Genomic DNA, 15583 nt, shown 5'->3' on the forward strand with positions numbered 1-15583 from the left:
CCTATGATCGGCATCCGTGGCCGAACACTCGCAGGAAACCTTGAACAGCGCAGTTGATGCTGCTCGCGCCGCGTTCGACGCCGCCGACGACCTCGACGCCCTCGCACAGGCCAAGATCGACCATCTCGGGGAGAAGTCACCGCTGGCGCTCGCCCGCCAGGCATTGGGTGCACTGCCGAAGGATCAACGTGCCGAGGCTGGAAAGCTGGTCAATACCGTACGCACGCAGGCGCAACAGGCGTATGACAACAGGCTGGTAGCGCTGCGCGCCGAGCGCGACGCGGCAGCGCTGGTGGCCGAACGCATCGACGTCACGCTGCCGTCGACCCGCCAGGCCATCGGCGCGCGCCACCCCATCACGATTCTGTCCGAACACATTGCCGACACCTTCATCGCCATGGGTTGGGAGGTGGCCGACGGCCCCGAGGTGGAGACCGAGCACTTCAACTTCGATGCCCTGAACTTCTTGCCGGATCATCCGGCGCGCAGCACACAAGACACCTTCTACATCGCGCCCGAGGGCTCCCGGCAGGTGCTGCGCACGCACACCTCACCGGTTCAGGTCAGAACCCTCCTGGCGCGCGACCTACCGGTGTATGTGATCTCTCTGGGGCGCGCTTTCCGGACCGACGAAATCGATGCCACCCATCTACCCGCCTTCCATCAGGTCGAGGGGCTCGCGGTGGACCGCGGACTGACCATGGCCAACCTCAAGGGCACGCTCGACGCGTTCGCCCGCGCCATGTTCGGGGCACAGGCACACACCCGGATGCGACCGCATTTCTTCCCCTTCACCGAGCCCTCGGCCGAGGTCGACGTCTGGTTCGAGAACAAAAAGGGCGGTGCCGGCTGGGTCGAATGGGGTGGTTGTGGCATGGTAAATCCGAATGTCTTGCGGGCCAGTGGCATTGACCCGCAAGAGTACAGTGGATTCGCGTTCGGCATGGGCCTGGAGCGCACTCTGCAGTTCCGCAATGGCCTGCCCGATATGCGCGACATGATCGAGGGCGACGTGCGCTTCAGCCAGCCATTCGGGGTGAGCGCCTGATGCGCATTCCCTACAGCTGGCTGATCGAGGTCCTGCGCGTCGGCGCCCCGGATTTTTCCGCCACGCCGACCGACATTGAGGAAGCCCTGATCCGCCTCGGCCACGAGGTTGAAGAGGTCGTGGTTCCCGGCCCGGTCACCGGACCACTGGTGGTGGGACGGGTCGCCGAGATCACCGAACTCACCGAATTCAAGAAGCCGATCCGCTTCTGCCTGGTGGACGTCGGGGAGGATGAGCCGCGGGAAATCGTCTGTGGTGCGAGCAATTTCGCGATCGATGACCTGGTGGTGGTCGCCCTCCCGGGTGCGACACTGCCCGGCGACTTCGCCATCGCAACCCGCAAGACCTATGGGCACACCTCCGACGGCATGATCTGCTCGACCGCCGAACTGGGCCTGGGCCCGGAATCGTCAGGATCTTCAGGGATTCTGGTGCTGCCCGCGGGCACCGCCGAGCCGGGCGCCGACGCCGCCGAAGTGGTCGGGCTGGACGACGCTGTCTTCGACCTGTCCATCACTCCCGACCGTGGGTACTGCCTGTCGGTGCGTGGGCTGGCCCGCGACCTTGCGTGCGCGTACGACCTTGAATTCGTCGATCCCGCAGTGGTACCACCACTCCCGGCGGACGGGCCGTCGCTGCCCGTGCGTGTTGATGCCGGGACCGGTGTCAAACGTTTCGGGCTCCGCCCCGTGATCGGCATTGACCCGGCGGCGGTCTCGCCCTGGTGGCTGCAGCGCCGGCTGATGCTGTGCGGTATCCGTACCATCTCACCCGCGGTAGACGCCACCAACTACGTGATGCTCGAAATCGGTCACCCCATGCACGCCCACGACAAATCGCGCATCACCGGCGACTTCCGGGTCCGGTTCGCGACACCGGGTGAAACGGTTGTCACGCTTGACGATGTGGAACGCACGCTGGAACCCGGCGACGTGCTGATCGTCGACGACGCGGCCGTCACCGCGATCGGCGGGGTGATGGGTGCCGGAAGCACCGAGATGCGCGCTGATTCCACCGATGTGCTGCTGGAGGCGGCGATATGGGACACGGCCGCGGTGCTGCGCACCCAACGTCGACTGCACCTACACAGCGAGGCCGGACGTCGCTACGAACGCTCCGTCGACCCGGCGATATCCATTGCCGCCCTTGATCGTTGCGCAGCGCTGCTGCGCGATATCGCGGGCGGGAGCACGCCACCGGAGTTGACGGACTGGACCTCAGATGCCATCGAGGCCACTAAGCGCCGCGTCATCTCAATTCCAGCCGACCTGCCCGCACGCGTCGCTGGAATCGACTACGCCGACGGGGTGGCGGAGCATCGCCTGCGTCAGATTGGCGCCGTGGTCAGCCGGGACAAGACAGCCGAGGGCGACACCCTGCATGTGACACCCCCGAGCTGGCGTCCGGACATCGTGGAGGGTGCCGACCTGGTCGAAGAGGTGCTTCGGCTGGAAGGCCTGGAGGACATCCCGTCGATCTTGCCGGCGGCACCCCAGGGCGGTGGTCTCAATCCCGCACAACGCCGTCGCCGGGCGGTGGGAAAGTCGCTGGCGCTCGGCGGGTACACGGAGATACTCCCGATGCCGTTCCTGCCTGCCGGCGTCTTCGACGCATGGGGTCTGGCCGACGCAGATCCGCGGCGCCGCACCACGGCGGTGCTGAACCCGCTGGAGTCCGATCGCCCGGAGCTGGCCAGCACCCTGCTGCCCGGACTGCTCGAAGCATTGTCACGCAACATCTCCCGCGGCGCTCCGGACCTCGCGTTGTTCACCATCGGTCAGGTCGTGCGGCCTACGGCGGCAACCCGGGCCATCCCGCTGCTCGATATGAGCGATCGCCCGTCCGAGACCGAGCTGGCCGCACTTTTCGAATCCCTGCCTGCACAGCCGGTTCACGTGGCGCTCGTGCTGGCCGGGGCCCGCGAGCCGAGCGGACCGTGGGGGCGTGGACGTCCCGTCGACGTCACCGACGTGCTGGAGGCGGCCCGCATCATCGGGCGAGCCGCCTATGTCGACGTATCGCTGCGCGCCGCTGAGGAATTGCCGTGGCATCCCGGGCGCTGCGCGGAGATCGTGGTCGATGGACACATCGTCGGGCACGCCGGTGAGCTACATCCCGCGGTGATCGAGCGCCTCGATCTACCCAAGCGCACCTGCGCCTTGGAGCTGAGCCTCGATGCGCTGCCGTTCGCCAATCCGCTTCCTGCTCCAAGGATTTCGCCTTTTCCGGCGGTACTTCAGGACGTGTCACTGGTGGTGACCGAGACGGTGCCGGCCGATGCCGTCACTGGTGCGTTGCGGGACGGCGCGGGGGAGCTGCTCGAAGACGTGCGGCTCGTCGAGGTGTACACCGGACCGCAGGCGGGCGAGGGCAACAAGTCGCTGAACTTCCGGCTGCGTTTCCGCGCCGCCGACCGGACCCTCACAGAAGACGAAGCCACCGCCGCACGGGTGGCGGCGGTGGCTTCTGCGGCCGGACGCGTCGGGGCTACCCAACGCGCCTAGCGGGTCTACTTGCCTCGCTGGTCAGCCTGCTCGCGGTGCTGCTCCTGGCGCTGACGATCGGCACGATCCGACATGGAAGACTCCCTTCTCGTACTCGTTCCTCGCTGCCGGCGGATTCGCCAGCTACCTCTCACCGTAACTGTGGGCACCCACCAATACACCGTTGATCTCAACTTGAGGTTTAGTGAACTTTTGTGTCGAGAAGGCACTCACACGGCGATTTCCGCCGAATCTCCTGCGTAGATGCATTTTCGGCAAGAAACCGGGCGAATAAACTTGCGTTATTCTGCATAAAGATACAGAATTGTCTCCATGACTACTGGGTTCTCGGTCGCAGTCGCCGGTGCCAGCGGATATGCAGGCGGTGAGATCCTGCGCCTGCTACTCGCACATCCGGCATATGCCGCGGGCCGCCTACGTATCGGGGTGCTGACCGCCGGTTCGAATGCCGGAAGCAGCCTCATCGAACATCATCCGAACCTGACGCCACTGGCTGATCACAAACTACAGCCCACCGACCCCAAGCTGCTGCGGGGTCATGACGTGGTGTTCCTGGCGCTACCGCACGGCTCCTCGGCGAAGATTGCCGAAGAGTTGGGCCCCCAGACCCTCATCATCGACTGCGGTGCCGACTTCCGGCTGACCGACGCCGCGGCATGGCAGCGGTACTACGGCTCGAAGCATGCAGGCAGTTGGCCCTACGGGCTACCCGAACTGCCCGGCGGTCGCGCTGCCCTGCACGGCACCAGGCGTGTCGCGGTACCCGGCTGCTATCCGACGGCGGCCCTGCTTGCCTTGTCTCCCGCGGTGACCGCGGGTCTGGTCGAACCCTCGATCACCGTTGTCGCGGTGAGTGGCACCACCGGCGCGGGTCGTGCCCCTAAAGCTGATCTGCTGGCCTCGGAAGTGATGGGTTCGGCACGCGCCTACAGCGTCGCCGGTGCGCACCGGCACACCCCGGAAATCGCTCAGGGACTCCAACATCCGTCGGGCAAGTCAGTGACCATCTCGTTCACTCCCGTGCTCATTCCGATGCCCCGCGGCATCCTCGCTACTTGCACCGCGCCGACCACCTCAACCCTCGCCGATATCCGCGAGGCGTACGAGGAGGCGTATCGCGACGAGCCGTTCATTCACGTGCTGCCCGAGGGGCAATTGCCCACGACCAAGGCGGTTTCGGGGAGTAACGCCGCGCACATCGGCCTGGCCGTCGATCCCGATGCCGGTGTGCTGGTGGCGATCGCGGCCATCGACAACCTCGTGAAGGGCACCGCTGGCGCCGCGATCCAATCCATGAACCTCGCACTCGGCTGGCCCGAGGGCGATGGCCTGTCTGTTGTGGGGGTAGCACCGTGACTGATCAACTTCCCGCAAGCGGCCCGCTGTTGCGTACCCAGGGCGTCACCGCGCCTGCAGGATTCAAGGCGGCCGGAATCACTGCCGGTATCAAGGTTTCCGGGAAACCGGATCTGGCACTGGTGTTCAACGAGGGACCCGACTACGCCGCGGCAGGCGTGTTCACCCGCAACAAGGTGAAGGCCGCCCCGGTGCTGTGGACGCAGCAGGTGCTCACCACCGGCCGGCTGCGGGCCGTGATTCTCAATTCCGGTGGGGCCAATGCCTGTACCGGACCGCAGGGCTTCCAGGACAGTCACGCCACCGCCGAAGAAGTTGCCAAGACGCTCAGCGACTGGGGCACCGAAACCGGGGCCATCGAGGTTGCGGTGTGCTCCACCGGCCTCATCGGCGATCGGTTGCCTATGGACAAGATGCTGGCCGGCGTGCAGGAGATCGTGCACGAGCTGGCCGGCGGCCTGGGTGGCGGAACCGAGGCCGCCCACGCCATCATGACCACCGACACCGTGCCCAAAGAGGTTGCGCTGCACCATAAGGCTGGCTGGACCGTGGGCGCCATGGCCAAGGGCGCGGGCATGCTCGCACCCTCGCTGGCCACCATGCTGGTGGTCATCACGACCGATGCCGCGGTACCCGCCGGGCAGCTTGATGCCGCGCTGCGCGCCGCTACCGCACGCACCTTCGATCGGCTCGACGTCGACGGTAGCTGCTCCACCAACGACACGGTGCTTCTCCTGGCCTCCGGAGCCAGCGAGATCACGCCTGACGCAGCCGAATTCGCCGAGGCGGTGTTCCGGGTCTGCGACGACCTCTCCGCGCAACTACAAGCAGATGCCGAAGGCGTCACCAAACGGGTCCTGATCACCGTCACCGGCGCGCTGAGCGAGGACGACGCGGTCGCCACTGCCCGCACCGTCGCCCGCGACAGCCTGGTGAAAACCGCACTGTTCGGCTCCGACCCCAACTGGGGTCGAGTGCTGGCCGCGGTGGGCATGTCACCGATAGACCTGGACCCCGACCGCGTCACCGTGTCCTTCAATGGAAATCTGGTGTGCGCCAACTGCACCGGTGTACCAAGCGCCCGCGATATCGATCTGTCCGGGCCGGACGTCGAGGTGCTCATCGACCTCGGCGCCGGAGACCAGGCGGCAACCATCCGGACCACCGACCTGTCGCATGCCTATGTCGAAGAGAATTCGGCGTACAGCTCATGAAGGCGTCCGCATGAAGGCCCCAAAGAAGGCACGAGTGCTCGCCGAGGCGCTGCCATGGCTCAAGGCGCTGCACGGCACCGTCGTCGTCATCAAATACGGCGGCAACGCCATGACCGACGACACGCTTAAGAGTGCGTTCGCCGAGGATATGGTGTTCCTGCGTAACTGCGGCATTCACCCCGTCGTTGTGCACGGCGGCGGCCCGCAGATCACCTCGATGCTCAAGAAGCTGGGCGTATCCGGTGAATTCAAGGGCGGATTCCGGGTCACCACACCGGAAGTCCTCGATATCGCGCGGATGGTGTTGTTCGGCCAGGTCGGCCGCGAGCTGGTGGGTTTAATCAACAGTCACGGTCCGTACGCCGTCGGCATCACCGGCGAGGACGCCCAACTGTTCACCGCCGTCCGGCGCACGGCGACCGTTGACGGAGTCGAGACCGATATCGGCCTAGTGGGCGATGTCGACGAGGTGAACCCCGCGGCGATTCTCGACCTGATCGACGCGGGACGGATTCCCGTGGTGTCCACCCTTGCCCCCGATGCCGATGGTGTGGTGCACAACCTCAACGCCGATACCGCGGCCGGGGCCCTCGCTGAAGCCCTTGGCGCCGAACGTCTCCTGATGCTTACCGACATCGAGGGCCTATACACGGACTGGCCAGACCGGGAGTCGTTAGTCACCGAGATCGGAGCCGATGACCTGCGCGTGCTGTTGCCTAGCTTGGAGTCCGGGATGATCCCGAAGATCGAGGCGTGTCTGCGCGCGGTCGACGGCGGGGTTCCCAGCTCCCACATCATCGACGGGCGCGTCGAACACTGCGTGCTCGTGGAGCTCTTCACCGACGAGGGCGTCGGGACGATCGTCAGGAGGCAGTCATGACCGAGGCGACCAGCGGTACCAGTCAGACCCAGCAGCGCTGGGAACGCGTCATGATGAACAACTACGGCACACCGCCGGTTGTTCTGGCCTCCGGGGAAGGCGCAGTCGTCACCGACGTCGACGGCAAGCAGTACCTGGATCTGTTGGGCGGCATTGCCGTTAACGTGTTGGGCCACCGCAATCAAGCCGTCATCGACGCCGTGACTGGGCAGCTGTCCACGCTCGGCCACACTTCCAATCTGTACGCGACGGAGCCCGGAATCGAGCTGTCCGAGGCGCTGATTGCTCGGCTCGGCGTCCCCGGCCGGGTCTTCCTTTGCAATTCGGGTACCGAGGCCAATGAGGCGGCGTTCAAGCTGACCCGGCTCACCGGGCGCACGAAAGTCGTTGCAGCCCATGGCGCATTCCATGGCCGCACCATGGGTTCGCTTGCACTCACCGGCCAACCGACCAAGCAAGCCCCGTTTGAGCCGCTGCCCGCCGGGGTTGTGCACGTGCCGTACGGCGATCTCGCCGCCGTCGAAGCGGCCGTGGACAGCGATACCGCTGCGGTCTTTCTGGAGCCGATCATGGGCGAAGGGGGAGTTGTGGTTCCGCCGGAGGGGTATCTCGCCGGGGTCCGTGAGATCACCGCTCGCCACGGCGCGCTCCTCGTCCTCGACGAAGTGCAGACCGGGATCGGGCGCACCGGAACGTTCTTCGCGCATCAGCAGGTGGGCATCACCCCCGACGTTGTCACGCTGGCCAAGGGCCTCGGCGGCGGCTTGCCCATCGGCGCCTGCATCGCGACCGGAGCGACCGCGGATCTGCTCACACCGGGTCTGCACGGCAGCACGTTTGGCGGCAACCCCGTGTGTGCCGCCGCCGCCCTGGCGGTGCTGCGTGTCCTCGACGAGGAGAATCTCGTCCACCATGCCGCGACTGCCGGTAAGACCCTGAGCCACGCCATCGAAGAGCTACACCACCCCTTGGTGTCGCACGTGCGCGGTGCCGGGTTGCTCCTGGGGATTGTGCTGACGCAGCAGCGCGCCAAGGCCGCCGAGGCGGCGGCGCGCGGTGCCGGTTTCCTCATCAATGCCGCCGCACCCGACGTGCTGCGGCTGGCGCCGCCGCTGATCATCAGCGACCAACAACTCGAGGAGTTCGTCACCGCGCTGCCCGGCATCCTCGACACCGCAGCAGAACAGGAGCAGGCATGAGTGTCCGGCACTTTTTGAGGGACGACGACCTGTCACCGGCCGAGCAGGCCGAAGTCCTCGCGCTCGCAGCAGAACTGAAGAAGGCCCCGTTTTCGCGTCGCCCGCTTGAGGGTCCGCACGGGGTGGCCGTCATCTTTGAGAAGAACTCCACGCGCACCCGTTTCTCCTTCGAAGTGGGCATCGCGCAGCTGGGCGGGCACGCGGTGGTCGTGGATAGCCGCACCACCCAGCTGGGCCGCGAAGAGACCCTTGAGGACACCGGACAGGTGCTGTCCCGCTATGTGGAAGCCATCGTGTGGCGTACCTACGCGCAGGAACGCTTGACCGCCATGGCATCCGGTTCCACCGTGCCGATTGTCAATGCCCTGTCCGATGACTTCCACCCCTGCCAGGTGCTCGCGGATTTGCAGACACTCGCCGAGCGCAAGGGCTCGCTGGCGGGTCTACGCCTGACATACCTCGGTGATGGCGCGAACAACATGGCACACTCGCTGATGCTCGGCGGCGTCACCGCCGGCATCGACGTGACCATCGCCGCGCCCAATGGGTTTGCACCACACGCGAAGTACGTATCCGAGGCCCAGCAGATCGGCGCAAGGACTGGCGCCACGGTCACCGTGACCGCCGACCCGCGGGCTGCCTCGACCGGAGCCGACGTGCTCGTCACCGACGCATGGACGTCCATGGGGCAGGAGAATGACGGGCTCGACCGCGTCCGGCCATTCCGGCCCTTCCAGATCAACGAAGAACTGCTAGCCATTGCGGATTCCGAAGCCGTTGTGCTGCATTGCCTCCCCGCGCATCGCGGCCATGAGATCACCGACGAAGTGCTCGACGGCCCGCAGAGCGCGGTGTGGGATGAGGCCGAGAACCGTCTGCATGCCCAGAAGGCGCTGCTGGTGTATCTGCTGGAGTCGCGATGACCGCCGCGCACGCGGCCGATACGCGGGCGGGGCGACAGGCGCGCATCGTGGCGCTGCTGTCCACTCAGTCGGTGCGCAGCCAAGGCGAATTGGCGGTCCTGCTAGCAGCCGAGGGCATCGAAACCACCCAGGCCACCTTGTCCCGGGATCTCGACGAACTCGGCGCCGTCAAGCTGCGCGCCGCCGACGGCGGCGTGGGTGTGTACGTGGTGCCCGAGGATGGCAGTCCGGTACGCGGCGTATCCGGCGGCACCGACCGGCTCTCCCGATTGCTGGGGGAGCTGCTGGTATCCACCGACGCCAGCGGTAACCTCGCAGTGCTGCGCACCCCACCGGGCGCAGCGCACTACTTGGCCAGTGCGATCGATCGCGCGGCCCTTCCCGACGTTGTCGGGACCATTGCGGGGGATGACACCATTGCGGTGATCGCCCGCGAACCCTTGACCGGAGCCCAGCTCGCCACCCTGTTCGAACAGCTTGCCTAGGAGATTGAATGTCTAACCCGGATCGCGTAATCCTCGCCTACTCGGGCGGGCTCGATACGTCGGTGGCGGTCAGCTGGATCGGGAAGGAGACCGGCCGCGAAGTAGTCGCCGTTGCGATCGACCTCGGCCAGGGCGGCGAGGACATGGAGATTGTGCGGCAGCGCGCCCTGGACTGCGGTGCCGTTGAAGCCGTTGTGGTCGATGCTCGTGATGAATTCGCCAACGAGTATTGCCTGCCGACCGTCCGGTCCAACGCGCTGTACATGGATCGGTACCCGCTGGTGTCCGCGATCAGCCGCCCGCTGATCGTCAAGCACCTGGTGGCCGCGGCACGTGAATACGGCGGCGGGATCGTCGCCCACGGCTGCACCGGCAAGGGCAATGATCAGGTGCGGTTCGAGGTCGGATTTGCCTCGCTGGCACCGGATCTGGAGGTGCTGGCACCGGTCCGTGATTACGCCTGGACCCGCGAGAAGGCCATCGCGTTCGCCGCGGAGAACGCCATCCCGATCAACGTGACGAAGAAATCGCCGTTCTCGATCGACCAGAACGTGTGGGGCCGTGCGGTAGAAACCGGTTTCCTAGAAGATCTTTGGAACGCGCCGACCAAGGATGTGTACGACTACACCGAGGATCCCACCCTCAACTGGGGTGCACCCGATGAGCTGATTCTCACTTTCGACAAGGGTGTGCCGACGGCCATCGACGGGCATCCGGTCACCGTGCTGGAGGCCATCGTCGAACTCAACCGGCGGGCGGGCGCGCAGGGTGTGGGCCGCCTGGACGTGGTCGAGGACCGGCTGGTCGGCATCAAGAGCCGCGAAATCTATGAAGCTCCAGGCGCGATGGTGCTCATCACGGCACACGAGGAGCTGGAGCACGTCACGCTGGAGCGCGAGCTGGGCCGATACAAGCGGCACACCGACCAGAAGTGGGCAGAGTTGGTGTACGACGGCCTGTGGTATTCGCCGCTCAAGCGGTCTCTGGAGGCATTCGTCGCCGATACCCAGGAGCATGTCTCCGGTGACATCCGGCTGGTGCTGCACGGCGGGAACATCGCCGTGAACGGTCGCCGGAGCCACGAGTCGCTGTACGACTTCAACCTCGCTACCTACGACGAGGGAGACAGCTTCGATCAGTCGAGCGCGAAGGGCTTCGTACACATCCACGGCCTGTCCTCGAAGATCTCCGCTCAGCGGGACCTGTCGGGGAAGTGAGCACCAACGAGGGATCGCTGTGGGGTGGCAGGTTCGCCGGTGGCCCCGCCCCTGCGCTGGCCGCGTTGAGCAAGTCCACTCATTTCGATTGGGTGTTGGCACCGTATGACATTCGGGCATCGATTGCGCATGCCCGGGTGCTCCGTAAGGCGGACTTGCTCACCGACGACCAGCTGTCAGCACTGGTGGACGGCCTGCAGCGGCTCGATCAGGACGTCGCGTCGGGCACCTTCGTGCCGGCCGACACCGACGAGGACGTGCATGGCGCCTTGGAACGCGGGCTGATCGAACGCGTCGGACCCGATATCGGCGGGCGACTGCGCGCGGGCCGGTCTCGAAATGATCAGGTGGCCACGCTATTTCGGATGTGGCTGCGTGACGCGGCGGGACGAGTCTCCGAGGGTGTGCTCGATGTCGCGCAGGCACTGGCCGATCAGGCCGGTGCGCATCCCGAAGCGATCATGCCCGGCAAGACCCACCTTCAGGCCGCTCAGCCGGTACTGCTGGCACACCATCTGCTGGCGCATGCGCAACCGCTGCTACGCGACGTGGATCGCCTCGTCGACTGGGATCGGCGCACCGCGGTTTCTCCATACGGTGCCGGTGCGCTGGCAGGGTCCTCGCTAGGACTGGATCCGGACGCGATCGCGCTGGATCTGGGATTCACTGCCGCCGCAGATAACTCGATCGATGCCACCTCGGCCCGCGATTTCGCGGCCGAGGCGGCCTTCGTTTTCGCGATGATCGCCGTCGACCTTTCCCGCTTGTCCGAGGACATCATTCTTTGGAGCACAACCGAATTCGGTTACGCACAGCTTGATGACTCCTGGTCGACCGGCAGCTCGATCATGCCGCAGAAGAAGAACCCCGATATCGCCGAACTGGCCCGCGGCAAGTCCGGACGCCTGATCGGCAACCTCACCGGCCTGCTTGCCACGTTGAAGGCGCAGCCGTTGGCGTACAACCGGGACCTACAGGAGGACAAGGAGCCGCTGTTCGATTCGGTGGCGCAACTGGAGCTGCTGCTGCCCGCGATGGCGGGTCTGGTCGCGACGCTTCGGTTCCGGACCGATCGCATGGCCGCGCTTGCGCCCGCAGGTTTCACCCTCGCCACCGATCTGGCCGAATGGATGGTGCGCCAGGGCGTGCCCTTCCGAGTCGCGCACGAGGCGGCGGGGGAGGCGGTACGGGCAGCGGAAGCACGCGGCGTCGGCCTCGAGGACCTCACCGACGACGAGTTCGCCGGCATTCATCCGGAGCTGACTGGTGAGGTACGTGCCGTGCTGACCACGGCCGGGTCCGTCGCTTCCCGGGACGCGCGCGGCGGTACTGCACCGGAACGAGTGGCTGAGCAGCGTGAACTGGTGCTGGCCCGTCTGAACGTGCTCCGCGGGCAGAGCGGCTAACATCCGTAGCCATGGACGGGGGACAGACACCGGACGACCCGAATGCGGCATGGCGTCGCCCCGGCGGCGACGAGGGTGTGCACGTGCCCGCACCGGCTGCTGCGCCAGCTTCAGAGGCGCCGCCAGCTCCTGCGCGGGAAAGCTTCGCGGCGGGGCAGCGTGCCGACATCAGGAAGTGGTTGGCCGGTCTGCAGATTCAGCAGCTGTGGCATGTTTTCGCGGTCATTGCGGTCGTCACGACGGCAGGGTTGGGGGGCATGGACACTGTCGCCGCCGCACCGGCGGGCTTTTCACTGAACCAAGCGCACAGCACCGGGGAGCTGACCATTGTTGTCATGCGCGCCAGACTCGTTCCGTCAATCGGCAAGGTCTTCAAACCACTTGAGGGCCGCCTGTATCTCGCGCTCGTCGCAAATGTGACGAATGACGGAACCGTTCCCGAGGGTTTTGGGCCGTTCGGCCGGACCGTGATCCCCGTTCAGATCCCCTACCAGACGGCATACCCCGCCCCGGTGATTCGGCAGTCGGACGGGAGCTCCGCAAGACTGCAGCCGGGAATGACCGAGGAACTGATATTCGTCTGGTCGGTGCCGAGCAACGCTCTCGCAGTGGGGGATACGGCAACTTTCCGGGTACCGGACCGGAAATTCGGCGACACCGCAACGGGTTTCGGTCGAATGTGGGTCGACGCCGACTCGTATGCCGATATCACCGTCCCGATTGAGGGGCCCAAATGACGTTCAAGAACTCGTGGGTCCGTCTGCTGGTGCGCGGTGCTGCGGTAGTCGTCGTCCTCACTGCAGCCGTGCTGGTGTGGAACCGGCTCCCGTATCCGGTCGATGTGGAGGCACCGTTTTATGCACACGGCACCGTCGGCCAGAAGGTGGACACCCCAACCATTGAGCTCACTGTGGCTGGCGCGAAGGTCGGCAATCAGCTCAAGACCAGAAATGCCCTGATCAAATCCACCGGACACTGGATCATGATTGACGGAACAGTCACGGCCCTTCGAGGTCCCGGTTATGCCTCCGCGAACCTGGTAATTGGCGACCGCACCTATTTCCCGTCCGAACGCGCGCCGTTCGGGACGTTCCAGAACGCCGCCAGACCCCTCGCCGCAGGCATCACTCAACGGGGCGCATGGGTGTTTGAAGTTCCGAATGATGCCCTCGAGTCCGGGCCGGCGGAACTGCGCGTCTGGGTCGGGACTGGATCCGCGATTCCGCGGTTCTTCCCGAGGATTCCATCGGTATCCGTCCCCCTCGACGATGGACATGCGCCGCGTGTGCAGACCATCATTCCGCCGAACGCGATCGAGGGCGCGCAATGACCACCGATACCGCCCCTGATGGCAATCACGAAGCGCGACACCGTGCGTCAACGCCGGGCCCTTTCTCACGTCTGTGGGTGCGTAACACGGTGGGCGCGGTGCTGGCAGCGTCCGCGGTGGCGGCCTCGAGCTGGGTCGACGTCCTCGAGCGCGGGCGGATCCATGAGTACGTCGAGACCAGATACCTCGTACACACTGTCACTCGTGGTCAGAGCACGCTGATCGACGGGCAGGAGTGGAAGCTTGGCTCGATCCGTGAGCTCGGCAAGGCGCCCACTGCACGTCATCCGGCACCGAAGGGCACCGAGATCACCGTCGTGCAGATTGTCCGGACCGGGACTCCCACCAACCCCGATCTATGCACGGCCTACCTCGTGCAAGGCGACCGGCGCTGGAAGGCGGAGACGGCCTATGGCGGCGACTACTGGGTGAAGCCACCCGACGACGGCACCTCACAAGACTGCAACAAACCAGGGTCGCTGCAGTTTTCGTTCTTGGTCCCGGTAGACGCGGATCCCTCGTCGATCGAAATCATGGGGTCCGACAATGCGGTCAGGGTGCGACTGAAGCTGTAACCGGGACCGGACCAGGAGCAGCCACCCGCTCTTCTGCCTCGGTCTTCTCGACACAGTAGGCGTATACCGAAGCAACAAGGCAGATCCGCAAGCATGTCACCAACGTGTCTGCCAGCAGGAAGATGAGCCCACCGGGGCCATACCAAAAAGTTGCGTCATGCCAATCCATTAACCACGCGAAGCCCCGCAACAGATAACCGGATTCGATGGACAGCCGGTAAAAGCTGTCCGTGACCGACAGCCAGGCGGTCCCCACGAATGCCAGCACGTAGACCGACAGCGGAAGCAGCCCCGCGTGCAGCAGCGGGCGCGCCGAATTGACGATGGTGCTGTACTTGCCGAAGAACCCGGTGAACTGGTTCTTGACCCACGCCCATGACTTTTCCACCAAGGTGGGGGGTGCCACCGCCAACCGCTCCTGGACGCGCTGCTGCAGGCGTTCCTGCGCTGGCGTCGCACGATCGATCATCGCCGCGCCACGCTCGCCGACGACGCCACGCGCTGCGCCGCGCCACGTTGCGGCCGCCGACACCCCGTACACCAGGCCGGCAATCGCCAGCCACAGCAGCGGCATCGCCGCGACGTCCCAGACGGTATGCCAAATGGCGGTGACGATGTTGGAACCGATGCGGATCGGTGCGTACTCGTGGACCAGATGCTCCTTGGCGGCGTTGTACCACACCACGAGCCGTCGCTCGGAGAACCACTTCGACGGCTCCAGGATCACGGTCGCACCCTTGCTGGCGGCGAAGGACAGGGTGAGAAAGACCAGAAAAATCTGCAGGTACAACCGAATTGCCGCAAACCACTTGGGAGTACGCGCCTCGAACCATTTCAGGACGTGCTGCAGAACGAATGCGCCAATGATCAGCGCCCACGCCACATCGGAGATCGGGATATCGGACGGATCCAGCTGCGTCACCTTGTCCTGGGCGCTGGAGATACCCATGTAGTACAGGCTGGTGGCGCCGAAGGCGATCCAATCGTCCTTGAGCATCTGCCAGCCGATGTAGATGGCGAAGAATGGGACCACCACATTCGAGAAGAGGTCGACGCCGTTGGCAGCTGTTCTGGGCAGACGTTCCAACGCAGGGATGGCGCGCCGCAGCACCATGAACATCGCGACAAACGATGCGAGGCGCGAGAAGCCCGCGAAAGGCATGAGCAGGTCGGCCCACAGTGCGTTGTCTGCACCCACCCAGGCCGCGAGCCCGATGGCGACGTTTCGTCCCAGCAGTCCCAGCAGGTAACACGCGGCCAGCTGCGGCAGATACATCACCCACAGGCGCAGCGGCCGCAACAACAGATTCCCCACCGGGCCATCGTAGTGGCTCCTATCACGCGATCGCGTCCGATCGGGTGTTGGGATTCGGCGAGCCGGGCACCCCCGTTGTGACAGGATAAGCGGGCCCTCACCAGGGCTACCTGCGTCGATGATCGGCATCT

At 65.4% G+C, this 15583-nt stretch carries 14 protein-coding genes; 13 read left to right on the plus strand and 1 reads right to left on the minus strand.

Going from position 1 to position 15583, the window contains the following annotated elements:
• Positions 1-16: 16 nt before the first annotated feature.
• From pheS to FZI91_RS14825, 13 genes are all read left to right on the plus strand, one after another.
• Complete coding sequence (pheS, locus tag FZI91_RS14765) at positions 17-1048, plus strand: phenylalanine--tRNA ligase subunit alpha (RefSeq protein ID WP_309224127.1); 1032 nt, start codon at positions 17-19, stop codon at positions 1046-1048.
• On the plus strand, positions 1048-3552 hold the full coding sequence (gene pheT, locus FZI91_RS14770; RefSeq protein ID WP_155939747.1) for a phenylalanine--tRNA ligase subunit beta: 2505 nt from the start codon (positions 1048-1050) through the stop codon (positions 3550-3552). The genes pheS and pheT overlap by 1 nt, the downstream gene beginning before the upstream one ends.
• A gap of 312 nt (positions 3553-3864) precedes the next feature.
• Complete coding sequence (argC, locus tag FZI91_RS14775; RefSeq protein ID WP_155939748.1) at positions 3865-4908, plus strand: N-acetyl-gamma-glutamyl-phosphate reductase; 1044 nt, start codon at positions 3865-3867, stop codon at positions 4906-4908.
• Positions 4905-6122 (plus strand): bifunctional glutamate N-acetyltransferase/amino-acid acetyltransferase ArgJ, encoded by a 1218-nt coding sequence (gene argJ, locus FZI91_RS14780; protein ID WP_162526076.1) that lies wholly within the window; start codon positions 4905-4907, stop codon positions 6120-6122. Before argC ends, argJ begins: the two co-directional genes overlap by 4 nt.
• Positions 6123-6132: 10 nt before the next feature.
• Entirely contained in the window at positions 6133-7002 is an 870-nt protein-coding gene (gene argB / locus FZI91_RS14785) for an acetylglutamate kinase (protein WP_155939749.1), read from the plus strand.
• On the plus strand, positions 6999-8201 hold the full coding sequence (locus FZI91_RS14790; protein WP_155939750.1) for an acetylornithine transaminase: 1203 nt from the start codon (positions 6999-7001) through the stop codon (positions 8199-8201). The genes argB and FZI91_RS14790 overlap by 4 nt, the downstream gene beginning before the upstream one ends.
• Positions 8198-9124 carry an ornithine carbamoyltransferase gene (gene argF, locus FZI91_RS14795; RefSeq protein WP_155939751.1) on the plus strand — a complete coding sequence of 309 codons (927 nt, stop codon included), beginning with the start codon at positions 8198-8200 and terminating at the stop codon, positions 9122-9124. Before FZI91_RS14790 ends, argF begins: the two co-directional genes overlap by 4 nt.
• Positions 9121-9609, plus strand: coding sequence for an arginine repressor (locus FZI91_RS14800; RefSeq protein ID WP_155939752.1), 489 nt, complete (start codon positions 9121-9123; stop codon positions 9607-9609). The genes argF and FZI91_RS14800 overlap by 4 nt, the downstream gene beginning before the upstream one ends.
• Positions 9610-9617: 8 nt before the next feature.
• Entirely contained in the window at positions 9618-10826 is a 1209-nt protein-coding gene (locus FZI91_RS14805) for an argininosuccinate synthase (protein WP_155939753.1), read from the plus strand.
• On the plus strand, positions 10823-12232 hold the full coding sequence (gene argH, locus FZI91_RS14810) for an argininosuccinate lyase (protein ID WP_162526075.1): 1410 nt from the start codon (positions 10823-10825) through the stop codon (positions 12230-12232). The genes FZI91_RS14805 and argH overlap by 4 nt, the downstream gene beginning before the upstream one ends.
• Positions 12233-12243: 11 nt before the next feature.
• A complete protein-coding gene (locus FZI91_RS14815) occupies positions 12244-12969 on the plus strand; it encodes a hypothetical protein (RefSeq protein ID WP_155939754.1) in 726 nt (241 codons plus the stop codon).
• Positions 12966-13562, plus strand: a complete 597-nt coding sequence (locus FZI91_RS14820) for a hypothetical protein (RefSeq protein WP_155939755.1) — start codon at positions 12966-12968, stop codon at positions 13560-13562. The genes FZI91_RS14815 and FZI91_RS14820 overlap by 4 nt, the downstream gene beginning before the upstream one ends.
• Before the next feature lie 77 nt (positions 13563-13639).
• Entirely contained in the window at positions 13640-14137 is a 498-nt protein-coding gene (locus FZI91_RS14825) for a hypothetical protein (protein ID WP_155939756.1), read from the plus strand.
• Here the strand turns inward: FZI91_RS14825 and FZI91_RS14830 are convergent.
• On the minus strand, positions 14115-15452 hold the full coding sequence (locus FZI91_RS14830) for a hypothetical protein (RefSeq protein ID WP_155939757.1): 1338 nt from the start codon (positions 15450-15452) through the stop codon (positions 14115-14117). The genes FZI91_RS14825 and FZI91_RS14830 overlap by 23 nt on opposite strands.
• Positions 15453-15583 lie beyond the last annotated feature (131 nt).

This window comes from Mycobacteroides sp. CBMA 271 (assembly GCF_009729205.1).
Taxonomy (GTDB): Bacteria; Actinomycetota; Actinomycetes; order Mycobacteriales; family Mycobacteriaceae; genus Mycobacterium.